Raw genomic sequence first — 22,290 nt, 5'->3', positions numbered from 1 at the left:
ACTGTGACAATTATGTGACATGTCCATTTTACTCCCAACATCATAGAGCGTCAAGGAAACGGATACATAATTACAATAGAAAAAATAAAATTTTTAAAATATATTGATATTGTAATAGAGTTGAAAATCAATCTCTTCGAACAATGGTGAAGTTGGACAATGCTTTTTAATTGCCAACATTTTACTTAATGAAATTACCCCTCATTTGGCAATGATAATTATGACAATAAAAAAGAGAAGGTATTGCGCGATAGTAAAAAATCCCAATTGTTATGTAAGCGTTTTCCAGAGGTAAACCTGTACTGAAATTTGCCCCAAATTGTATATAATAGAATGATAGAAAGTGGGGAAACATATGAAAAATAGTCCTGTTGCAGAACAAGATGCAATTACATTGGAACCAAGAAGCATCTCGATGTTTGGTTATGAACTAATTAGAGAAGTCCTGCTGCCCGAGATTCTTGGAAAAGATACACCTGAAATTCTATACTGGGCCGGTAAACGTCTTGCTCGAAAATATCCGTTGGAAACCATGGAGCAAATTATTGAATTTTTCACCAAGGCCTCTTGGGGAGAGTTGGCAATTAAAAATGAAACAAAAAATGTCCTAGAACTAGAGCTCGTCAGCCCGCTCATTGTCTCCCGAGTCAAAACAAAAGCAGAACACTTCTTCCAGCTCGAAGCAGGCTTCCTTGCCCAACAAATCGAACTTCAGAAGGATGCCATTGCCGAAACCTTCGAGCACCCAATCAAGAAATCCAACAAAGTTCTCTTTACCGTCAAGTGGGATCGGAAAGACCAACCATAATTTGGAATTCGGTGTCAGGCACCACAAAAAGACAAAATCGTCAAAATGTCCTTGTACGGCGGACAACCATGTCCACCGTACAAGGACATTTGTCCACGAGTGGTGCCTGACACCATTTTTGAATGACACTTTTTTCGAAAGGTGACAGAGCGCTATCTGTCGCCTTTTTTATTTTTATTGATTGCCTAGTTCAAATGCTTTGTGCAGAGCCTCGACTGCTGAGAGCATATGTTTTTCTTCGACGACTGCTGAGACTTTGATTTCGGAGGTACTTACCATTTTGATTGGGATGTTGTGGGACGCAAGGACCTCGAACATTTGCGCGGCTACCCCCGGATTAGAAATCATTCCGGACCCGACAATTGAAACCTTCGCAAGCTTGTTTTCGGCATCAAGCTGCTCATAACCCAGCAACTCCTTGTTTTCTTCAAGAACATTTAAGGTTTCGAGCCAATCATTGGTGTGAATGGAGAACGACAGATTGGCAGTTCCGGCTTCAGTTGTACTTTGAATGATAATATCTACGTTAATATGATTTCTTGCCAATGTCGTAAAAATTGTTGATAAGCTTGTTAACGAGTTGGTAAGTCCGAGCACTGTCACCCTTGTAATTTCATCTTCAAACGCGACTCCGCGGACAACTAAATTTTGTTCCATCGATGCTTCCCCCTCAATTACTGTACCTTCTGTTTTTTCTATACTTGACCGAACCTCAAGGCGGACCTCATAGTTCTTGGCAAACTCCACTGCTCTAGGATGAAGCACGCCTGCTCCTAAATTCGCAAGCTCGAGCATTTCATCATACGAAACCGATAGCAACTTACGCGCGTCCTTTATGTACCGTGGGTCGGTTGTATACACGCCGGTCACATCGGTATAGATATCACACTTATCCGCTTTTAATGCGGCTGCCAGCGCAACGGCTGTGGTATCTGACCCACCGCGCCCCAGCGTGGTAATTTCACCGTCTTCCGTTATTCCTTGGAACCCTGCAACGATGACAACCTTGCCTGCATCAAGCTGCTCCCTGATTGATTCCGTTTTGATGTTGGAAATTCTGGCATTGCCATGGACAGGTTCAGTTTCAATACCTGCTTGCCAGCCAGTAAAGGAGACAGCCGGAAGCCCTTTCGCATTTAAGGCCATCGACAGCAGCGCGATCGTCACCTGCTCGCCAGTCGAAAGCAGCATATCCATTTCCCGCTTATTAGGCTGCGGTGAAAGTTCCTTCGCCATACCTACAAGCTGATCAGTCGTTTTTCCCATTGCCGAGACGACTACTACAACCTGATTTCCCCTTACAGTTTCTTCACGTATACGCTCGGTAACATTTAAAATTCGTTCAATGCTGCCAACGGATGTTCCGCCAAATTTCTGTACAATTAATCCCATCTCTTCCCCTACTTTCAGTTTTCCTCATTCGCTATCTTTTGCTTTATTTGCTCAAAAAATAAAAAAAGCAATGAGAGAGTCTCTCATTGCTTAACTAAACACAAAAAAATAGATTCCTGTGCAAACAATAAAAGATAGCTCTCCAAGACCGAAGTCCTGACAATCCTGCATTTATTCAATACAGAACCAGCAGAAAAAGCTATGAGCCTTTCTCCACTTCGGCGAACATCCCCTTTCAAAGCCCATCCTTGAAGCTCATTCTTCTCCGGACCTTTACTCTTGAAGCTCGCACCTCTACCTTCACTTTAACGTATAAAAGTGATAGATTATTAAATTTTCAACTTATTATAGCATAGCCTGTTTTTTCTGACAATCACTGTGACTGTAGTTTTTTCATTAATTCTTCAGCGACGGGTAGCGGAAGCCCGGCTGCCCTAAATTCTTCCAAGGTCGCTTCCTTCATCTTTTTGACAGAGCCAAATTCCTTTAGCAGCTGTTTTTTTCGCTTTTCACCAATTCCAGGGATATCATCCAGTATTGACTGAAACGCGGTTTTTCCTCGGGTTTGTCGATGGAAAGTGATCGCAAACCGGTGGACCTCGTCCTGGATTCGCTGCAGCAGGTAAAATTCCTGGCTGTTTCGTGCCAAAGGAACAATCTCCAATGGATTCCCATACAAAAGCTGTGATGTCCGGTGCTTTTCATCCTTCACCAAGCCGGAAAGCGGGATGTCCAAGCCCAATTCATTTTCCAGGACATCGCGAACTGCCTCGACATGGCCTTTACCACCGTCGATAATAATCAAGTCAGGCAGCGGCAAATTCTCCTTTAATACCCGAGAGTATCTTCTTCTCGTCACTTCCCGCATCGATTCGTAATCATCCGGCCCTTTAACTGACTTAATCTTGTATTTGCGATATTCTCGTTTATTCGGTTTCCCATCGATAAATACCACCAGCGCCGAAACCGGGTCGGTTCCTTGAATATTGGAGTTGTCAAATGCCTCAATCCTGTGCGGCGTATAGATGCCAATCGCCTCACCTAGGTTTTCGACAGCCTTAATGGTTCGCTCCTCATCTTTTTCTATTAGTGAGAACTTTTCCTTCAACGCAATTTTTGCATTTTTTATTGCCATTTTGACGAGGTCCTTTTTTTGCCCGCGTTGTGGTTGGAGAATCTTTACTTCAAGCAGCTGTTCTGCCATCTGCAAATCAACATCGTCTTGAATCAGTATTTCCTTCGGCTTAAAGTGATTGGACTGTTGATAAAATTGTCCAAGGAACGTCAGGATTTCTTCCTCCGGTTCATTGTAAACCGGGAACATCGAAACATCCCGTTCGATCAACTTGCCTTGGCGGACAAAAAAGACTTGGACACACATCCAGCCTTTATCGACCGCATAGCCAAATACATCGCGGTCAGTAAAATCAGTCATCGTGATTTTTTGCTTTTCCATAATTGTTTCAATATGGACGATTTTATCGCGATATTCTTTGGCCCGCTCAAAATCGAGTTCTTCGGCGGCCGCCGTCATTCTTTCCGATAATTCCTTTTTAATTTCCTTATAACCGCCGTTTAAAAACCGGGAAATCTCATCGGTCATCTGTTTATACTGCTCTTCCTCCACCTGATTGACACATGGTGCCAAGCACTGGCCCAAATGGTAATACAGGCAGACCCTGTCAGGCAGGGTTGAACATTTGCGCAGCGGATAAATCCGATCGAGCAGTTTTTTAGTTTCATTTGCTGCTCCCACATTCGGATAAGGTCCAAAGTATTTTCCCTTGTCCTTTTTGACTTTCCTGGTAATAATTAGCTTCGGATGACGTTCTGCCGTCAGTTTAATAAACGGGTAGGTCTTATCATCCTTGAGCATGACGTTATATTTTGGATCATATTTCTTAATTAGGTTTAATTCCAAAAGCAGTGCTTCAATATTGGATGAAGTAACAATATATTCAAAGTCTTCGATTTCATTGACAAGCCTAAATGTTTTGCCGTCATGCGATCCAGTGAAGTAGGAACGGACGCGGTTTTTTAAGACTTTCGCTTTCCCGACATAAATAATTGTTCCCTGACGGTCTTTCATTAAGTAGCAGCCAGGCTGGTCGGGCAATAGTGTCAGCTTCTGTTTGATTATTTCATTCATAAATGCCGGCTCCTCTCCGTCAAATGGTTATCTTTAAATTTTATAGCATTCGTGAGCTTTAGGGAAGTAGGAGGTTATTAGCAAAAAAATAAACCCCAGCTCAATGCTGAGGTTAGTGTACACAACTTAAATGTGTTTTTGCAGAACGCTTGCCAATGCGTCTTTTGGCTGGAAGCCGACAACCTTGTCAACGACTTCGCCATTTTTAAATACTAACAAAGTCGGAATGCTCATGACGCCAAAGTTAGCAGCTGTTTGCGGATTTTCATCCACATCAAGCTTAGTAATTCTAATTTTTTCGCCCAATTCTGCGTCAAGCTCTTCCAATACAGGTGCAATCATTTTACAAGGTCCGCACCATGGTGCCCAGAAATCTACCAGAACAGTGCCTGAGCCTGTTTCAGCAGTAAAATTTTGATCGGTTAAGTGTGCAATAGCCATTTTATTGACCTCCTAAAAAATAACTTAAATACTAACGAAAGTATAACATTGTTAGCATTTACACGCTAATAATCTGTCTCGCAACTAATTTTCCCTTTTTACCCGTAAGTATTCTATGCAAAAGCCATGATAAAAGCGAGCGGAACTGTTCCGCTCGCCCCTATATTATTATTGGTGAACCTTTAGCTTTTTAAACTCTTCCGTCAACATTGGCACCACTTCGAATAGGTCACCCACGATACCGTAATCGGCCACCTTGAAGATGTTTGCTTCAGGGTCCTTGTTGATGGCCACAATGACTTTGGAGTTGGACATGCCGGCAAGGTGCTGGATGGCACCGGAAATGCCGCAAGCGATATATAGATCAGGTGTTACAACCTTACCTGTTTGGCCAATTTGCAGCGAATAATCGCAATATTCAGCGTCACAGGCACCACGGGAAGCACCTACGGCACCGCCCAATACATCGGCTAATTCTTTAAGCGGGGCAAAGCCTTCCGCACTCTTGACACCGCGTCCGCCGGAAACAACTACTTTCGCTTCACTTAGGTCAACGCCTTCGGTTGCTTTTCGTACCACTTCTTTAATGATGGCGCGAAGGTCTTTGATTTCTACGGAAAGGGAAGAGACTTCCCCAGCTCTGCTTTCATCTTTTTCAAGCGGTGCAATGTTATTTGGACGAACCGTTGCAAAAATTAAACCATCGGTCACGATTTTCTTCTCAAACGCTTTACCGGAGTAAATCGGACGTGTGAATACAACATTCCCACCAGCGACTTCTACTGAGGTTGCATCGGAAATCAAACCGGACTCAAGCTTGGCAGCAATTTTTGGAGACAGGTCTTTGCCCAGTGCAGTATGTCCAAATACCAGGCCTTCAGGCTGCTCTTGGTCCACTACAGCCAACAAAGCTTGAGAAAATCCATCAGATGTATATTGCTTTAATTTTTCATCTTCAACAACGACTACGCGATCAGCGCCATATTTCACTAGCTCCGCACCTAGGCTGCTTATTGCATCACCAATTAAAACACCGACAACTTCTCCGCCTTCTGCAACTGTTTTTGCTGCAGCAACTGCTTCGAAAGATACATTACGTAAGGATCCGTCACGAACTTCTCCGAGTACCAATACTTTTCTTGACATATGTGTATACCTCCTGGAAACAATTATTATGAAAACCGATTAAATGACTTTAGCTTCAGTGTGCAGCAGGTGAACAAGCTCCTTCACTTGGTCAGCCAAATCGCCTGATAGGACCTTTCCTGCTTCTTTTTTAGCAGGCAGATAGATTTCAATCGTTTTTGTTTTTGCTTCAACATCATCTTCTTCAAGATCAAGATCATCCAGTTCCAGTTCTTCAAGCGGCTTCTTCTTCGCTTTCATAATACCCGGTAAAGAAGGATAGCGCGGCTCGTTTAATCCTTGTTGTGCAGTCACTAATAATGGCAGGCTTGTTTCAATTACTTCGGAATCACCCTCTACGTCACGTGTAACCGTTACGCTGGTGCCATCAATTTCAAGCTTAGTAATCGTCGTTACATAAGGAATATCCAGCAGCTCGGCAACACGAGGACCAACCTGGCCGGAAGCATTATCGATCGCAACATTTCCACCTAAAATAAGGTCAACTTCTTTATCCTTTAAGTATTCAGCAAGGATTTTAGCTGTTGTAAATTGGTCGCCGTTCTCCACATCATCTTCGGTATTGATTAGAACAGCTTTATCAGCGCCCATTGCAAGTGCAGTACGAAGCTGCTTTTCAGTGTCTTCATTGCCGACAGAAATGACAGTCACTTCACCGCCATTGGCATCGCGGACTTGGATCGCTTCTTCAATTGCATACTCGTCATAAGGATTGATGATGAATTCGGCGCCATCCTCATTGATTTTGCCGCCGGAAAGGCTGATTTTTTCTTCCGTATCAAAGGTTCTTTTCATTAACACATAAATGTTCATGGTCAGGGTTCCCTCCTAGATATTCAAACATTTTTTTAGTTTGAAAAATTAAGAATATTTTTCTTAAAAAAATATATAAGCTTCAACGGCCCCGAGCGGATGCTCAGCACTATGCCATGTGAAGTTTATTCGCCTTTAAAATTTGGCACCCTTTTTTCAATAAAGGCTTGGATGCCCTCTTTTGCATCATTTGAGCCAAACACCTGGCCGAACAGCTCGGCTTCTCGTTTGGTTCCTTCGTAAAACTCTTTCGTTTTTGCATAGTTTACTAGTTCGATAGCCGCTTTTATAGCGACAGGACTCTTCTTGGCAATTTTGTTCGCAAGCTTTAATGCCTGCTCCAAAACCTCTGCTTCCGGATAAGCGTGGTTCGCAAGACCAAATTGAACCGCTTCCAATCCTGTGATTGGTTCTGAAGTGAACATCATTTCCGCCGCTCTTGCCACACCAACATATCTTGGCAAACGCTGGGTTCCGGCAAATCCCGGAATTAACCCGAGCTGCAATTCAGGCAAACCAAGTTTGGCGGTTTCGCTGACAAGGCGGATATGGCAGGCCATTGCCAGCTCCAAGCCACCGCCAAGGGCCGCACCGTGAATCGCGGCAATGATCGGTTTAGGGAATTTCTCCATCCTGTCGAATAAATCCTGTCCAAACGAACCCAGCTTTGAAAAATCATCAGAAGAGCCAACTGTAGTAAATTCCTTAATATCGGCACCTGCCGAGAAAAAGCGGCCCTCCCCATGAATGACAACAACCCTTAGCTCCCGGTTAGGCTCCACTTCATCCAGGACGGCAGATAGCTCCCGTAACAGACCGTTTGAAAGAGCATTTGCCGGGGGACGCTCGAGCGTGATCACTGCAACGCTTCCTTCACTTGACCATTTTAAATATTCCAATCCATTCCCTCCTATCCTTTATCGCTGATAGCTCCCCAGCCCGTTTAACAAAAGACTGTGGACTTTGGGTGCCATTGCGACCAAATTAAACTTTTGTTCGCTCATGACCCATGATGTGACAATTTCATCAATGGTCCCAAAGATCATTTGTCTTGTTAAGCGAACATCAAGATCACTTGAAAACTCCCCATTTTCCATGCCTTCCATAAGGATCTTGTCGATAAGCTGCAAATATCCTTTAAGGACAGCGTTTATTTTCAAGCGCAGCTCCTTGTTCGACTGGCGCAATTCCAGCTGGGTTACAATCGCCATATGTATATCCTCTGACAGGAGTTGGAAGTGAGTTTCAATCATCATTAATAACTTCTCCGCCGCCGTCTGTTTTCCTGCTGTCTTTACCTCTATATTTTCAACAAATTGTCCCATTTTTTCTTCAAAGAGAGAGATCAGGATGTCTTCTTTGTTTTTAAAATAAAGATAAATGGTGCCATCGGCCACTCCGGCCTGCTTGGCAATTTTTGAAACCTGGGCCTGGTGGTAACCGTTTTCGGCGATTACAACAACTGCTGCATCAATAATTTGCATGTATTTTGGTCTCAATTTTTTCACTGCTATCCCGCCTTTGAAGAAAAAAATCAATCTCTTAAATAAAAAGAAAAATATGAATGAATCATCATTCATATTTTTATATTAATTATTATCTGTATTTCTGTCAAGAAATACTTCTTCATATAATTTTCACAATTTTAATGAGACAACCCTTTTTTATCAAAAAAAATAAGGGCGAAGTCTTCTAAGCTGCTAAGCATGTTTTTTACTTTCATTCTCTAGTTTTTGGAGTTCTTCCTCTACCAGCATCCGTCTTAATATTTTGCCGACGGCCGTTTTGGGCAGTTCATTTCTGAATTCGTATTGTCTTGGTACCTTATAGGCTGCCAGATATTTTCTGGCAAATTTGTTCATTTCGTCGGCGGTAACAGCCGAGCCATCCTTTAACACAATGTAGGCTTTAACGGTTTCGCCGCGGTATGGGTCAGGAATTCCGGCAGCTACTGCTTCAACTACATCCGGATGTTCATATAATACTTCTTCTATCTCTCTTGGATAAATATTATACCCCCCCGCGATAATCATATCCTTTTTGCGATCAACCACATAGAAATATCCATTTTCATCCATATAACCCAAATCACCTGTATAAAGCCAGCCGTCCTTCAATACCTCTTCCGTTGCTTCCGGACGGTTCCAATAGCCCTTCATAACCTGCGGGCCTTTAATGATGATTTCGCCAATTTCCTTTAACGGCATTTCTTCTCCCGTTTCAGGTGAAACGACCTTGGCATCTGTATCTGGGTATGGCACCCCAATGCTGCCCTTCACACGTTCTCCCCACAAGAAATTGGAATGGGTGACCGGAGATGCTTCTGACAACCCATAGCCTTCAACCAGCTTTCCACCCGTGATGGACTCAAACTTCTCCTGTACCTCTTGTGGTAGCGATGCAGAACCGCTGATACAAGCATTAATCGATGATAAATCATATTTTTTCAAATCAGGATGGTTTAACAGGCCGATAAAAATCGTCGGCGCTCCCGGGAATAAGGTCGGACGCTGTTTTTCAATCGTTTTTAATGTATCGAGTGCATCAAATTTTGGCATTAACACTAATTTTGATGCCATCATAATCGACAAGATCATCACGGTTGTCAGGCCATACACATGGAAAAATGGCAGGATCCCCAAGATAACTTCCTCACCAGGTTTGCATTTATAAAGCCAAGCTCCGTTCGCCGTGGTGTTGGCAATGATATTTCTATGAGTCAGCATAACCCCCTTCGGCAGTCCTGTTGTCCCGCCTGTATACTGCAGCAAACAGATGTCTTCCTCAAGGTTGAAATCATGCTGTATTAATTTTTTCTGCTTCCACTTCAAGATCTCTGTAAGTAAATGTGTATGGCCTTCATGTTTTACTTTAACGACAATTCCATATTGCTTTTTCTGAATATAAGGATAAACGAGGTTTTTCGGAAACGGCAAGAAGTCTTTTATGCAGGTAACAATGATGTGAGTTAAATCGGTTTGCGGCATTATTTTGGAAACACGCGGATAAAGTATGTCTAGGGTGATAATAGCTATTGCGCCTGAATCCTTCATTTGATGTTCAAGCTCGCGTTCGGTATATAATGGATTGGTTTCCACTACAATCCCGCCAGCTAGCAATATGCCAAAGAAAGCGATTACATTTTGTGGACAATTTGGCAGCAGGATGGCGACACGGTCACCTTTTTTAATTCCAAGGGTTCCCTGAAGGTAACCTGCAAAGCTTAATGCATCTTCATAGAGTTGTTTAAAGGTCATTTCTTTCCCCATGAAATGAAGAGCAATTTTTTCAGGATAATTCTTGGCTGTTATTTCAAGATACTTTTGCACTGGTTCTGAGGAGTAGTCGAGTGTTGCAGGTATTTCTTCAGGATAATGTTTCAACCACAATTTTGACTCTGACATAATTTACCCCCTTTTATTGCAACTTTTTTAAAAATTTCCAACATTCATCACAATTATAATACAGAAATTGACAATTAACAATAAAAGCTCCTAATTTTTGTATGATTTAGTACCTATTGTCCACAGATTAAAAAATTTGTGTAGTATATCTAGTTTATTAACAGTGTTTATATTAAATGCCTGTACCATTTCATTATTTCAATCAAACAATTTGGACAAACTTTTTGAAAAAAAACACCGCCGAAAATAATCGACGGTGTTTTCTAATTTTTATGCGAAGAATACCATATAAATGATGCCGACCAGTATAAACAGGCCACATAATCCAAAAAGTACTTTTGCCAATGTTTCCACTAACGTTCTCCCCTTATGAAATACCTGCCCCAATCACATACGATAACCCGATGGAGATGATCATCGAAATCAGACCGACCGCCCGATTATCATTTTGAATTTCTTCATCAATTTTAAACTTTGGCGTCAAAAATTCAAAGATAAAATAACCGGCCAACAGCAGCACGAAGCCATAAACTCCCCAGCCAATCATGGATAGGAGGGTGTCATGGTCTTCAATCGAATGGCGGAATATATTGGCCACCCCAAAAATCTTGCCGCCAGTGGCCATCGCGACCGCCACATTCCCCTTCTTAATTTCTTCCCAATTTTTATATTTTGTCACAATCTCAAACACGGCCAGAAAGACGATCAAACATAAGATCACGACACTATAATCGGCAGCAATTTGAATATACTCATTTTCCCAAAACTGATCCATGCCTACTCTCCCCATAAAGCGTATTTACTTGCCTCTCTCTCCGTACCATGGCTTTGCAACTCAGCAAGTTATCATTTAAACTCCACAACGGTAACCCCTGAACCGCCTTCTCCAGCTTCTCCAAAGCGAATTTTCTTGACAGATCGGTGGTTTTTTAAATATTCCTGAACTCCTTGACGCAGTGCACCTGTCCCCTTACCGTGGATAATCGATACACGCGCGTAGTTGGCAAGCAGGGCATCATCGATATATTTCTCCACCTTTAACAGTGCATCCTCGTACCGCTCCCCGCGTAGGTCAAGCTCCAGTTTCACATTGCTGTCCCTGCCTTTTACAATCGTAAGCGGCTTTGTTGCTACCTGTTTTGGCGAATCGATATATTCTAAATCCTTTTCCTTTACCTTCATCTTTAATATCCCGATCTGAACCTGCCATTCATTATTTGACACTTGCTCCAGCAAGATCCCATTAGAGTTAAAGGTAAGCACCTTCACCTCATCCCCTGGAGTATATTGATGCTTTTTAGACTTTTTCTGAAGTGGCTGAGCGGATTTTTTCACTTCAGGCGTGGCTGACTCAAGGCGCCGTTTGGCTTCAATCAACTCATGCTCCTTAATGTCGGCATGCTTTTCGGTCCGCATCTTGCGAAGGTCGCGAATCACGCCTTCCGCTTCTTTCTTGGCCTCTTCGACGATTTCCTCTGCCTTTTCCGCAGCCTTTTCAAGCATGGAATCCTTTTTCTCGTAAAAATCGACCATTTGCTTCTGCAAATCTTTATGCAGCTTCTCGGCCTGCTTCAAAAAATCACGGGCTTCCTGCTGCTCGAGTTCTGCCTGTCGCTTACTTTCTTCAAGTGAGGCAATCATTTTGTCGATTTGATTAGTGTCTTCGCTGACATGGGAGCGGGCTGCCCCAATCACCCGTTCATTCAATCCCAGCCTTTTAGAGATTTCGAAGGCATTGCTCCGTCCCGGAACCCCCAGCAACAATTTATAGGTTGGGCTAAGTGTTTCGACATCAAATTCAACGCTGGCATTCAGCACACCCTCACGGTTATAGCCGTATGCTTTCAGTTCCGGATAGTGGGTTGTTGCCACCACCCTTGCTCCTCGCCGATAAACTTCATCTAATATCGAGATCGCCAGGGCTGCCCCTTCCTGCGGGTCGGTACCGGCACCCAGTTCATCAAATAATACCAGGCTATTAAAATCAACCCGATCTAAGATATCAACAATGTTAACCATATGGGAGGAGAAGGTACTGAGACTCTGCTCAATCGATTGTTCATCGCCTATATCGGCGTAAACCGCATCAAATACCGCCAGTTCTGACCCGTCCTGAGCGGGGACCTGAAGTCCGGCCTGGGCCATCAACGTACATAAACCGAGCGTTTTCAATGTGACCGTTTTCCCTCCGGTGTTTGGTCCGGTGATAACAATGGTCGTGTAATCCTTACCGAGCATAATATCATTGGCTACGACTACATCCATCGGGATTAACGGATGCCTTGCCTTATAAAGCGCAATTCTTCCTTCGTTGTTCATTGCAGGCATTGTTGCTTTTATTTTTTTCCCATAACGGGCTTTAGCAAAAATAAAATCCAAATTTGCCATAACCTCAACGATTACTTGCAGCTCATTTGCGTGTTGGGCAGCATCCGCCGATAACTCGGCCAAGATCCGCTCAATTTCCAGCTGTTCTTTCACGCGGATATCCTGAAGCTGGTTATTCAGCTGCACAATCACCTGTGGCTCGATGAATAATGTTTGGCCGGAAGCACTTTGGTCGTGAATAATCCCGCCATAGTGGCCGCGATATTCCTGCTTGACGGGAATGACAAAGCGGTCATTTCGAATCGTGATAATCGCATCTGACAGCATTTTCTGGGCACTTGATGAGCGAATCATACTTTCTAGCTTCTCCCGGACCCGCGCCTCATTTGAACGAAGCTGGTGTCTTAATGAGCGCAAGAGATCGCTGGCTCCGTCCAATACTTCACCACTTTCATCAATCGCCATTTTAATGGTCTGCTCTAGGTTCGTAAGCGGAATGATTTGCCCGACCTGTTCTTGTAAGATCGGAATCTCGGTCCGTTCTTCGGCAATTTCTTCAATAAACCGTTTGATTTGGCGGCTGGCATGAATCGTGCTGGCAATCTGCACTAGTTCATGCGGGCTTAAAACACCGCCGATTACTGAGCGTTTGACATGTGCGCGAATGTCATGGATTCCCGATAGCGGGACATGCCCTTTAATACGCAATACCGTTGCTGCCTCGTCCGTTTCTGCCTGGAGCTTGACCACTTCCTCAAAGTCAGGCGACGGAACCATATTTTTTATTTTATCTTTACCTAGCGAGGATGCAGCATGGTCCAGCAGCTGCTCCCTGACCTTGGTAAATTCCAATACTTTTAAAACCCGTTCATGCATGAGGGCGAGCCTCCTTTTATCGATTATGCAAAAAATTAAGCAGTTCCTGTTTATCAAGTGCGTTTAATACAGTTGATTTTTTAATCCAGCCCTTTTTGGCAGCTGAAACGCCAATTTCCATATGCTTTAATGTTTCCATGCGATGTGCATCGGTGTTAATCATGATTTTCACGCCGGCCTCCTGCGCCTTTCTCAAGTGCTCAGCCGCCAAATCCAGCCGGTTCGGATTGGCGTTTAATTCCAAGGCGGTGTTTGTTTCTTTGGCTAACTCAATCAACAAATCCATATCTACCGGATACCCGTCACGGCGGCCAATTTTCCGGCCGGTTGGATGGGCGATCAAATCCACATGGGGATTCATTAATGCCGTTTTCAGGCGCTCCATGATTTTATCGACCGGCTGGGTAAAAGCGGAATGGATTGAGGCGATGACAAAATCCATCTCGGCCAGCAGGTCATCTTCAAAGTCCAGGCTGCCATCCGGCAAAATATCCATTTCGACACCTGATAGTATTAGAAAATCATCATATTTTTCATTTAACTTTCTGATTTCTTCCTTTTGTTTTAACAGCCGTTCACGGTTCAGTCCATTGGCTACCTTTAAATATTGCGAATGGTCGGTAATCGTTATGTATTGATACCCTCTTGCGCGGCAGGCTTCTGCCATCTCTTCGAGAGAGTGGGCACCGTCGCTCCAGGTGGTATGCATATGGAGGTCGCCTCTGATGTCTTCGAGCTCAATCAATCCTTCCGATGCAGAGAACGTGTCAACTTCCCGGCCGTCCTCCCTGACTTCAGGAGGAATGAACGGAAGGTCAAAATGCTTGAAAAATTCTTCCTCTGATTTGAACGTCCTGATTTCGCCCGTTTCTGTATTTTCCACGCCGTACTCACTAATTTTTTCGCCACGTTCCTTGGCCAATTGTCTCATCCGGACATTATGGTCCTTTGAGCCGGTAAAATGATGGAGAGTAGTAATAAACTCCTCCGGCTTGACCAATCGGAAATCAACGGATATATCAAAATCTAAATCCAGTGTAACCGACACCTTTGTATCGCCGGCGCCAATCACTTCTTTTATAGTAGATATTTTTAAAAGCTGCTCACGAACCGTTTGCGGCTCAGTGGTGGCGATAATAAAATCTAGGTCTTTGATCGTTTCTCTCATTCTTCTAAGACTGCCTGCCCGCGAAAAGCGCTGCACTCCTGGCATGGCTGAAAGCATCGCTTCAATTTGTTCGGCAATTGGCAGCATATAGGCAAGCGGAAGCCGCTCCGGTCTTGTTCCGACATTGGCAATGGCGGCTAGAATTTTTTCCTCGGTTTTTTTACCAAAACCGGCGAGAGTTTGGACCTTGCCTTCCTCACAAGCTTCTTTCAAACTCCCGGCATCGACAATTCCTAATTCCTTATAAAGCTTAGAAATTTTTTTGCCGCCTAGACCAGGAATCTGTAGCAGCGGGATTAACCCTGAAGGCACTTCCTGCTTCAGTTCGTTAAGTACCGAAGAGCTGCCTTCCTTTATGTATTCTACCATTACGGCCGCCGTACCTTTGCCAATTCCGGAAAGCGTGGTGAAGTCTTCAATTTCTGCCAGTGTGCGTTCGTCCATCTCAAGCACTGTAGCGGCCTTGCGGAATGCCGAAACCTTAAACGGGTTCTCACCCTTTAATTCCATATAAATCGCAATGGTCTCCAATAAACGGATTACTTCTTTTTTGTTCACTTCCATAACAATCTCCCGCCCTCTTTGGTTAGCATCTTTATTTTACCCCAGTTACCGATATTAACAGAAAAACTTCTCTGCCCCAGAGAAGTTTACGCAGGATTATTGAATCCACCAATCATGAATTTGCTGCGAAAGGATAGGGGTATATTTCACCATGGTCTCGGCCATAAAGGATCCATCCAGCGCAGTTTGAAAAAGTTCTATTGGAATTAAGGCGGCTATGTATATTACAATAAAAATAATAAAATAAACTTCCAAGAAGCCTAAAAGTCCGCCTGCCCAAAAATTCAACTGTTTTAGAACCGGCAAATGTGCAATAAAGTCAAACATCGACCCGATAATTTGCAGCAGCACTTTAACCGCAAAAAAGATGATGACAAACGAAATTGCCCGGTAAAATGCCATTTCCATGTTGCTTGAATCTGTTAGAATCTTTAATATGGTGCCTTCTCCAAAGTTGGGATAGGGAATCCACAGCATCAGCCTGGGCACGAAATCTTCATAGTACATATATGCCACAATATATGCAATAATAAAACCTATTAAATGAACCAGCTGCAGGATGAACCCTCTTTTAAGGCCTACAAAAAATCCGATAATCAGAAATAATAAAATTGCCAAATCCAACATAATCACTTAGTCCTTTTCTTTTTGTAATTCTATCATTAGTCGTTCTAGTTCTTCTTTCATTTTAAGATAATCATTAACTGCGTTAACCGCAGTTAAAACAGCGAGTTTATTTACATCCAGCCCAGGATTCTTGGAATTGATTTCTCGCATTTTATCGTTGACCAGCGCCGCTACATGGCGGATATGACTGGGACTTTCAGTACCTAAAATAACATATGGTTGACCGTAAATATCAACGGTTAGTCTATTTTTCTGTGTATTTGACAACGTAAATGCCCCTTTCAAAGAATCCTACACTATATCATAACACGAAAATATTGAAGTCGAAAAGTTATAACAGTGATTATATTTAATAGAAATGTGGTGCTTTGTTGTGGGAAATGTCGTTTTGGTTTTGAATATAAATAAAATTTTGGAAATGCAGGCTTACTACAAGCGATATTTGGCCGATAAAACCCCGCCTGGGAGCGTATTTGCGGCGAAAACCCCGGCATGCATGATTACTGCCTATAAGTCAGGCAAAGTATTATTTCAAGGAAATGATTGCGAAAAGGAGGCCGGGAAATGGGGAGAGACAGGGGGAACTGCTGCTCCTGCAAAAAAGACAGCGGGAGCGGCCAAGGCGGGAAGCGGGCTTCCGGCCGGGTTTGGCGAATGGTCGGTGATCGGTTCGGATGAAGTCGGTACCGGAGACTTTTTCGGCCCGATTACTGTTGTCGCCGCCTATGTCAGAAAAACGGATATCCCTTGGCTTAAGGAAATTGGCGTAAAAGATTCCAAGGATTTAAATGATGAAAAAATTGTGGAAATCGCCAAAGCAATCAAAAATGTTGTACCCTTCAGCCTGATGACCTTGAAAAACGAAAAATATAATCAGGTACAAGGGGCGGGAATGTCACAGGGGAAAATGAAAGCATTACTTCATAACCAGGCTATCTTGAAGGTGCTGGAGAAGATTGCCCCTGAAAAGCCGGATGGTATTTTGATTGACCAATTTGTTCAGGAAAGTACGTATTTTCAACACTTGCGCGGGCAAAAGGTCGTCGCCCGGGAAAATGTTTATTTTAGCACCAAAGCCGAGGGGATCCACTTAGCCGTAGCCGCCGCCAGTATTCTTGCCCGTTATGCCTTTATTCAATATATTGATCAGATGAGCGAAGCTGCCGGTTTTAGAATCCCTAAGGGTGCCGGGTCCCAAGTTGATGAGGCCGCAGCCAAGCTGATTATGAAAAAAGGCCGGGATGCGCTGCCATCGTTTGTTAAACTCCACTTTGCGAACACCGAAAAAGCGGAGAAGTTGGTATATAAAAAAAGAAACTAAGAGGTGAAATGGAATGAGGAGACTGACAGATGAAGAAATTTCGAATGAAGTGGCAGGCTTGAGCGGCTGGAAATTGGACGGAAAGTTTATTATGAAGAAATATCGATTCAAAGAATTCTTAACAGGGGTCGCGTTTGTAAACTCTATAGCTAATCTGTCTGAAGAGAAAAACCATCACCCGTTCATTTCCATTGATTATAAAATGGTCACTTTGAAACTTACCTCCTGGCATGCCGGCGGATTAACCGATTTGGACATCGCCTTAGCGAAACAATATGATGCCATTTACGAAAAGCATAACTAACAACAAAGGAGTATCCCTATCAAGCGGGGATACTCCTTTTGCCTTTATCCTCTTAAAACCGCTCCTGCCTGCTCCTCTAACGCAGCCAGCACACGATTGTGAACCTTCGTTACCTCTTCATCCGTCAATGTCCGCTCCGGATCCATATACTTCAGCGAGAACGCAAGCGACTTCTTGCCTGCCTCCATCTTATCACCCTCATATAGGTCAAAGACAGTCGCTTCCTTCAACAGCGGTGCACCTGTATTTGTAATAATTTCCCATAAGGTACCTGACACCGTTTCTCTGTTAACCATAAGGGCAATGTCTCTTGTGATCGAAGGGTAGCGCGGAATGGCTTGATATTTCAACGCCTCTGTTTCGGCACCAAGAACTGCTTTTAGCGATAGCTCGAATACGTAAGTATCCTTTAAATCAAGTCCCTTTTGGACGCTTGGATGAAGCTGGCCGGCAAAGCCGATTTTTTCGCCGTCGAGCAGGATTTCTGCCGTACGCCCCGGATGCATGCCGTCAACCTGCGCCTGAACGTAAGTGACGCGCTCAGTCAAGCCAAGCTTGGCAAACATGCCTTCTAGAATCCCCTTTAACACAAAGAAGTCAACAGGCTTCTTCTCCCCTTGCCAGGAATGAGAGTGCCAAAGACCGGTGATTGCTGCGGCCAAATGTTCTCTTTCTTCTGGAAGTGCATCCTGGCCATTTGCTAAAAAGATATTTCCTGTTTCGTAAACAGCCAGACTGTCATTTTGTCGAGCATTGTTGTACTTTAGAACCTCCAACAGCTGCGGTAGAATGCTTAAACGCAAGATGCTGCGGTCTTCACTCATCGGCATCGCCAAGCGGATTGTATCACGTTTTTCTAAAGCAAATTGCGCAGCCTTCTCCTCGCTTGTTAAGGAATAAGTCACCGCTTGGTATAGACCGGCACCCTCAAGATAACCCCTAACCACACGGCGTTTCTTTTGGTACTCTGATAATTTACCAGGAGTTGACGAGCCGATTGGCAATGTTTTCGGAATGTTGTCATAGCCATAAAGCCGCGCAACTTCCTCAATCAAATCTTCTTCAATCTTAATATCGCCGCGGCGTGTCGGTGCTGTAACAGTAATCGTATCGTCCTCAACTGACGTTTCAAATTGCAGGCGGGCAAAAATTTCTTCAACGTCTTTCATCGTTAAAACAGTTCCAAGCACGCGGTTAATTTTTTCAAGCGTGACGGAAACAACTGCCGGTTCAACTGTTAATGTATCCGCAACAGCTTCGCCTTCCAATACTTCTCCGCCGGCATACTTTGCCATTAAGTAAGCAGCACGCTCTCCGGCAGCGCGAACGCGATTCGGGTCAACGCCTTTTTCAAACCGGGCGCTCGCCTCACTGCGAAGACCATGGTCTTTGGATGCCTTTCTTACAATTGCCCCGTTAAAATAGGCAGCCTCCAGTAACACCGTTGTGGTATCGGATGTCACCTCGGAATTTGCTCCACCCATGACACCTGCAAGAGCTACTGGCTCGGTTCCGTTCGTGATCACTAAATGGTCGGATGATAGCGTACGTTCCACGTCATCAAGCGTCACGAATTTCTCGCCATCGTTGGCACGGCGGACTAAGATCTCCTTTGAACCTAAACGATCATAATCAAATGCGTGAAGCGGCTGGCCATATTCCAACAGAATATAGTTGGTAATATCGACAACGTTATTGTGCGGACGGATTCCCGCCGACATTAATCTGGTTTGCATCCATAGCGGCGATGGGCCGATTTTAACATTTTTAATCATCTTGGCAACATATAACGGACTATCTTCTTTTGCATCAACATTGATTTTCACATAGTCCGCCGCTTTTTCAGAGATCGGCTCGAGAGCTGTGTCCGGAAGTTTTACTTCTCTCCCAAGAATGGCCGCAACCTCATAAGCTACTCCTAGCATGCTTAGGCAGTCAGCACGGTTTGGCGTCAGCCCAAGCTCAAGCACCTCATCGTCTCTGTTTAATAGTTCTAATGCGTCCGTTCCAACCTCGGCATCTGCTGGAAAAACAAAGATCCCTTCCGCGTATTCCTTAGGAACAATTTTTCCTTCCATGCCAAGCTCTTGGAGCGAGCAAATCATCCCGTTGGATTCTTCACCGCGAAGCTTTGCCTTTTTAATTTTAAAATTGCCCGGAAGCACGGCACCGACTTTTGCGACAGCAACCTTTTGCCCTTGCGCGACGTTCGGCGCACCGCAAATAATTTGCACCGGCTCACCCTCGCCAATATCAACCTGGCATCTACTTAATTTATCGGCATTTGGGTGCTGTTCACGCACAAGGACGTGACCAACCACAACACCTTTGATCCCCTCATTCAGAACTTCAACGCCTTCTACTTCGATTCCGCTTTTTGTGATTTTTTCGGCCAGTTCTGCCGCTGATACTCCGGTCAAGTCGACATATTCCTGAAGCCATTTATATGAAACAAACATTTAACCTCAACCCCCTATTCTTCCACCGCGAATTGTTTTAAGAAACGAACATCGTTTGTATAGAAATGGCGGATATCGTCCACGCCATATTTCAGCATCGCAATCCGCTCAGGTCCCATCCCGAACGCAAATCCGGTATATTTCTTGGCATCATAGCCCGCCATCTCGAGAACGTTTGGATGAACCATGCCCGCACCTAGAATTTCAATCCAACCGGTATGCTTACAAACATTACAGCCATGGCCGCCGCATACTTTACAGGAAATATCCATTTCAACAGAAGGCTCGGTGAATGGGAAGAAGCTAGGGCGAAGGCGGATTTCACGATCCTGCCCGAACATTTTTTTCGCAAATACATCCAATGTTCCCTTTAGGTCACTCATACGAATGTTTTCGCCAACAACAAGGCCTTCAATCTGCATGAATTGATGCGAATGGGTGGCATCATCGTTATCACGGCGATACACTTTACCAGGGCAAATAATCTTGATTGGCCCTTTGCCTTGGTTCTTTTCCATCGTCCGCGCCTGTACCGGAGATGTATGGGTACGCAGCAAAATTTCTTCCGTGATGTAGAAGGAGTCCTGCATGTCGCGGGCCGGATGGCCTTTCGGCAGGTTCAGCGCTTCAAAGTTGTAATAATCCTGTTCCACTTCGGGACCTTCGGCGATTTCATAGCCCATCCCGATAAACAAATCTTCAATTTCCTCGATGATTTTCGTTAATGGGTGGTGATTGCCAACTTTTATTGGACGTCCCGGCAGAGTCACATCAATGCTTTCGGAGGCCAATTTTTCCAAAACAGCGGCTTCCTCAAGCTCGTTTTGCTTCGCCTCAATTTTGGCAGCAATTGCTTCCCTTACCTCGTTTGCAAGTGCGCCCATCACGGGACGCTCCTCGGCGGAAAGCTTGCCCATCCCGCGGAGCACCTCGGTAATCGGGCCTTTTTTGCCCAAATAAGCAACGCGGATGTCATTTAATTCCTTTAAGTTTGCAGACTGTTCCACTTTTTGAATCGCTTCTTGCTGCAATTCCCTTAAACGTTCTTGCATTTCAATTCCTCCTTTAGATTTATGTATAAAAAACAAAAAACCCCGCCCCCAAAAAAGGGACGAGGTATATTCGCGGTACCACCCTTGTAAACATCGTATGTACAATACTAATGTTCGCTTCATTCGGGTAACGGCTTATGCCGGGGCATCTTTACATTTGTTTAAAATGGTCCCGATGCCGACTCGGGAGGTGAACTTCTCCTGCCCCGCCCATAAAAGTGCTTTCAGTCAAGGCACTTTCTCCCTAAATGGTCGACAAACTGGATACTTTTCTCCGTCAAAGTCTTTGAATTATTAACATTGTTGACTATTATATAATAAAATTTTCGGGGTTTCAAATTTTATTTTTTAAATAATAGAGCAAAATCCCGGTTGCCACAGCGACATTTAATGATTCGCTTTTGCCGTAAATCGGAATATAAAGGTTGGCTGTGGTTTCGGCCAGCAAGTCTTTGCTAATACCACTTCCCTCGTTCCCGACCATCAAGGCAAATGAATTTTCGGTGGAAATACCAGTATATGCAGTTGCCCCTTCAAGTGCTGTACCGTAAACGGGAATATTTTTTCCTTTCAGTTTTGCGGTCCATTCATGAAGGTCACCCCGAATGATCGGCAGGTGAAAATGGCTTCCCTGGGCGGAACGAAGCACCTTGCTATTGTAGATATCAACGGAGCCGCGGCCAACTATAACGGCATCAATACCGGCAGCATCTGCCGTGCGAATCATCGTGCCGAGATTCCCAGGGTCCTGGACCGCGTCGATTAATAGGAAGGTTTTTGCATCCTGCGGCATACCTTCTTGACGTATTTGCCTGCAGACGGCATAAATTCCTTGCGGCGCCTCCGTATCCGATAACGAATCCGATATTTCCTCCGTTACCATATAAATCGGTGTCTGTCCGGCATCCAGACGGGGCGGCAGTCCTGTTTTTTCCGATATGATCAGCTCGAGAACCTGTTCCTCTTGCTTCAGCGCTTCTTCCACTAAATGATAGCCTTCGACCAAAAACGTTCCTGACCGGTCACGTTCCTTTTTCGTCAAAAGCTTCTTCCATTGTTTGACTTGCGAATTTTGCAGTGATTGGATATATTTCAAGTCGTTTTCCCCTTTAAAAATTTCTCTGATTTTTACATTATAGCCCAATTAAAATACATAATAAAACTAAAAATAGAAATGATATTAGAGAAATGCAGGTTAAAAAGGAGTGTGCAAATTATGAACTTAAATTTACGCAATGCGATTATTCACAATGTCTCCAATAATACTCAGGATCAGCTACAGGATACTATCGTTGATGCGATCCAAAGCGGCGAGGAAAAAATGCTGCCAGGTCTGGGCGTTTTATTTGAAATTATTTGGCAACATTCATCCGAAGACGAAAAAAAAGAGATGCTCAACACCCTCGAAAGCGGGTTAAAGCACTAAAAAAAATCCCCA

General features: G+C 44.1%; 20 protein-coding genes, 1 riboswitch and 1 other annotated feature. Of the genes, 4 read left to right on the top strand and 16 right to left on the bottom strand.

The genetic code is table 11. From position 1 onward, the window contains the following. Positions 1–355: 355 nt before the first annotated feature. Positions 356–808: a YslB family protein gene (locus AR334_RS13380; RefSeq protein WP_066311465.1), complete on the top strand. Its 453-nt coding sequence runs from the start codon at positions 356–358 to the stop codon at positions 806–808. A gap of 174 nt (positions 809–982) precedes the next feature. Here the strand turns inward: AR334_RS13380 and AR334_RS13375 are convergent, their stop codons facing one another. The 13 genes from AR334_RS13375 to zapA form a co-directional block, all read right to left on the bottom strand. Further along, a complete protein-coding gene (locus AR334_RS13375; protein ID WP_066311463.1) occupies positions 983–2,200 on the bottom strand; it encodes an aspartate kinase in 1,218 nt (405 codons plus the stop codon). A gap of 127 nt (positions 2,201–2,327) precedes the next feature. Next, positions 2,328–2,505: riboswitch (Lysine riboswitch) on the bottom strand. A gap of 68 nt (positions 2,506–2,573) precedes the next feature. After that, positions 2,574–4,349, bottom strand: a complete 1,776-nt coding sequence (uvrC, locus tag AR334_RS13370; RefSeq protein WP_066311461.1) for an excinuclease ABC subunit UvrC — start codon at positions 4,347–4,349, stop codon at positions 2,574–2,576. Positions 4,350–4,475: 126 nt separating this feature from the next. Next, positions 4,476–4,790 carry a thioredoxin gene (gene trxA / locus AR334_RS13365; RefSeq protein ID WP_066311459.1) on the bottom strand — a complete coding sequence of 105 codons (315 nt, stop codon included), beginning with the start codon at positions 4,788–4,790 and terminating at the stop codon, positions 4,476–4,478. 168 nt (positions 4,791–4,958) lie between these two features. Then, positions 4,959–5,936 carry an electron transfer flavoprotein subunit alpha/FixB family protein gene (locus tag AR334_RS13360; protein ID WP_066311457.1) on the bottom strand — a complete coding sequence of 326 codons (978 nt, stop codon included), beginning with the start codon at positions 5,934–5,936 and terminating at the stop codon, positions 4,959–4,961. Positions 5,937–5,975: 39 nt separating this feature from the next. Continuing rightward, positions 5,976–6,749: an electron transfer flavoprotein subunit beta/FixA family protein gene (locus tag AR334_RS13355; RefSeq protein WP_066311451.1), complete on the bottom strand. Its 774-nt coding sequence runs from the start codon at positions 6,747–6,749 to the stop codon at positions 5,976–5,978. A 125-nt stretch (positions 6,750–6,874) separates the two neighbouring features. Next, a complete protein-coding gene (locus AR334_RS13350) occupies positions 6,875–7,648 on the bottom strand; it encodes an enoyl-CoA hydratase (RefSeq protein ID WP_066311449.1) in 774 nt (257 codons plus the stop codon). Between the two features lie 18 nt (positions 7,649–7,666). After that, positions 7,667–8,233, bottom strand: coding sequence for a TetR/AcrR family transcriptional regulator (locus AR334_RS13345; RefSeq protein ID WP_253701306.1), 567 nt, complete (start codon positions 8,231–8,233; stop codon positions 7,667–7,669). A 216-nt stretch (positions 8,234–8,449) separates the two neighbouring features. Next, positions 8,450–10,153 (bottom strand): AMP-binding protein, encoded by a 1,704-nt coding sequence (locus tag AR334_RS13340; protein ID WP_066311445.1) that lies wholly within the window; start codon positions 10,151–10,153, stop codon positions 8,450–8,452. A 367-nt stretch (positions 10,154–10,520) separates the two neighbouring features. Continuing rightward, positions 10,521–10,928 (bottom strand): DUF350 domain-containing protein, encoded by a 408-nt coding sequence (locus AR334_RS13335; RefSeq protein WP_066311438.1) that lies wholly within the window; start codon positions 10,926–10,928, stop codon positions 10,521–10,523. Between the two features lie 71 nt (positions 10,929–10,999). Further along, positions 11,000–13,357 carry an endonuclease MutS2 gene (locus tag AR334_RS13330; protein ID WP_066311437.1) on the bottom strand — a complete coding sequence of 786 codons (2,358 nt, stop codon included), beginning with the start codon at positions 13,355–13,357 and terminating at the stop codon, positions 11,000–11,002. Positions 13,358–13,373: 16 nt separating this feature from the next. Continuing rightward, positions 13,374–15,089, bottom strand: a complete 1,716-nt coding sequence (gene polX / locus AR334_RS13325) for a DNA polymerase/3'-5' exonuclease PolX (protein WP_066311428.1) — start codon at positions 15,087–15,089, stop codon at positions 13,374–13,376. Positions 15,090–15,185: 96 nt separating this feature from the next. Then, complete coding sequence (locus tag AR334_RS13320; protein ID WP_066311424.1) at positions 15,186–15,716, bottom strand: CvpA family protein; 531 nt, start codon at positions 15,714–15,716, stop codon at positions 15,186–15,188. A gap of 6 nt (positions 15,717–15,722) precedes the next feature. Next, the gene (zapA, locus tag AR334_RS13315; RefSeq protein ID WP_066311408.1) at positions 15,723–15,983 is read right to left on the bottom strand and encodes a cell division protein ZapA; all 261 of its coding nucleotides are present in this window, start codon (positions 15,981–15,983) and stop codon (positions 15,723–15,725) included. Positions 15,984–16,089: 106 nt separating this feature from the next. Here zapA and rnhC point away from each other — a divergent pair, with 106 nt between their 5' ends. Both rnhC and AR334_RS13305 read left to right on the top strand, forming a co-directional pair. After that, positions 16,090–17,037 (top strand): ribonuclease HIII, encoded by a 948-nt coding sequence (rnhC, locus tag AR334_RS13310; protein WP_156431274.1) that lies wholly within the window; start codon positions 16,090–16,092, stop codon positions 17,035–17,037. A 13-nt stretch (positions 17,038–17,050) separates the two neighbouring features. Continuing rightward, a complete protein-coding gene (locus AR334_RS13305; RefSeq protein ID WP_066311403.1) occupies positions 17,051–17,341 on the top strand; it encodes a 4a-hydroxytetrahydrobiopterin dehydratase in 291 nt (96 codons plus the stop codon). A 44-nt stretch (positions 17,342–17,385) separates the two neighbouring features. Here the strand turns inward: AR334_RS13305 and pheT are convergent, their stop codons facing one another. The 3 genes from pheT to AR334_RS13290 form a co-directional block, all read right to left on the bottom strand. Then, complete coding sequence (pheT, locus tag AR334_RS13300) at positions 17,386–19,800, bottom strand: phenylalanine--tRNA ligase subunit beta (RefSeq protein WP_066311401.1); 2,415 nt, start codon at positions 19,798–19,800, stop codon at positions 17,386–17,388. Between the two features lie 14 nt (positions 19,801–19,814). After that, positions 19,815–20,852, bottom strand: coding sequence for a phenylalanine--tRNA ligase subunit alpha (gene pheS, locus AR334_RS13295; protein ID WP_066311393.1), 1,038 nt, complete (start codon positions 20,850–20,852; stop codon positions 19,815–19,817). Positions 20,853–20,904: 52 nt separating this feature from the next. Then, positions 20,905–21,142 (bottom strand) — a binding site (T-box leader). Between the two features lie 44 nt (positions 21,143–21,186). Next, complete coding sequence (locus AR334_RS13290) at positions 21,187–21,948, bottom strand: RNA methyltransferase (RefSeq protein WP_066311392.1); 762 nt, start codon at positions 21,946–21,948, stop codon at positions 21,187–21,189. A 120-nt stretch (positions 21,949–22,068) separates the two neighbouring features. Between AR334_RS13290 and sspI the strand changes: the two genes are divergently transcribed. After that, the gene (sspI, locus tag AR334_RS13285; RefSeq protein WP_066311391.1) at positions 22,069–22,278 is read left to right on the top strand and encodes a small acid-soluble spore protein SspI; all 210 of its coding nucleotides are present in this window, start codon (positions 22,069–22,071) and stop codon (positions 22,276–22,278) included. The last annotated feature ends 12 nt before the right edge of the window (positions 22,279–22,290 follow it).

It is taken from the genome of Bacillus sp. FJAT-29814 (genome assembly GCF_001510715.1).
Classification (GTDB): Bacteria; Bacillota; Bacilli; order Bacillales; family Cytobacillaceae; genus Neobacillus.
Note: the sequence above shows the minus strand (reverse complement) of the source record. Positions and strands in the feature narration are given on the sequence as shown.

Bases quoted from the DNA above. Each gene is read 5' to 3' on its own strand.
- AR334_RS13380 (WP_066311465.1), top strand. From the start codon at position 356: ATGAAAAATAGTCCTGTTGCAGAACAAGATGCAATTACATTGGAACCA.
- AR334_RS13375 (WP_066311463.1), bottom strand. From the start codon at position 2,200: ATGGGATTAATTGTACAGAAATTTGGCGGAACATCCGTTGGCAGCATT.
- uvrC (WP_066311461.1), bottom strand. From the start codon at position 4,349: ATGAATGAAATAATCAAACAGAAGCTGACACTATTGCCCGACCAGCCT.
- trxA (WP_066311459.1), bottom strand. From the start codon at position 4,790: ATGGCTATTGCACACTTAACCGATCAAAATTTTACTGCTGAAACAGGC.
- AR334_RS13360 (WP_066311457.1), bottom strand. From the start codon at position 5,936: ATGTCAAGAAAAGTATTGGTACTCGGAGAAGTTCGTGACGGATCCTTA.
- AR334_RS13355 (WP_066311451.1), bottom strand. From the start codon at position 6,749: ATGAACATTTATGTGTTAATGAAAAGAACCTTTGATACGGAAGAAAAA.
- AR334_RS13345 (WP_253701306.1), bottom strand. From the start codon at position 8,233: ATGCAAATTATTGATGCAGCAGTTGTTGTAATCGCCGAAAACGGTTAC.
- AR334_RS13340 (WP_066311445.1), bottom strand. From the start codon at position 10,153: ATGTCAGAGTCAAAATTGTGGTTGAAACATTATCCTGAAGAAATACCT.
- AR334_RS13335 (WP_066311438.1), bottom strand. From the start codon at position 10,928: ATGGATCAGTTTTGGGAAAATGAGTATATTCAAATTGCTGCCGATTAT.
- AR334_RS13330 (WP_066311437.1), bottom strand. From the start codon at position 13,357: ATGCATGAACGGGTTTTAAAAGTATTGGAATTTACCAAGGTCAGGGAG.
- polX (WP_066311428.1), bottom strand. From the start codon at position 15,089: ATGGAAGTGAACAAAAAAGAAGTAATCCGTTTATTGGAGACCATTGCG.
- AR334_RS13320 (WP_066311424.1), bottom strand. From the start codon at position 15,716: ATGTTGGATTTGGCAATTTTATTATTTCTGATTATCGGATTTTTTGTA.
- AR334_RS13305 (WP_066311403.1), top strand. From the start codon at position 17,051: ATGAGGAGACTGACAGATGAAGAAATTTCGAATGAAGTGGCAGGCTTG.
- pheT (WP_066311401.1), bottom strand. From the start codon at position 19,800: ATGTTTGTTTCATATAAATGGCTTCAGGAATATGTCGACTTGACCGGA.
- pheS (WP_066311393.1), bottom strand. From the start codon at position 20,852: ATGCAAGAACGTTTAAGGGAATTGCAGCAAGAAGCGATTCAAAAAGTG.
- sspI (WP_066311391.1), top strand. From the start codon at position 22,069: ATGAACTTAAATTTACGCAATGCGATTATTCACAATGTCTCCAATAAT.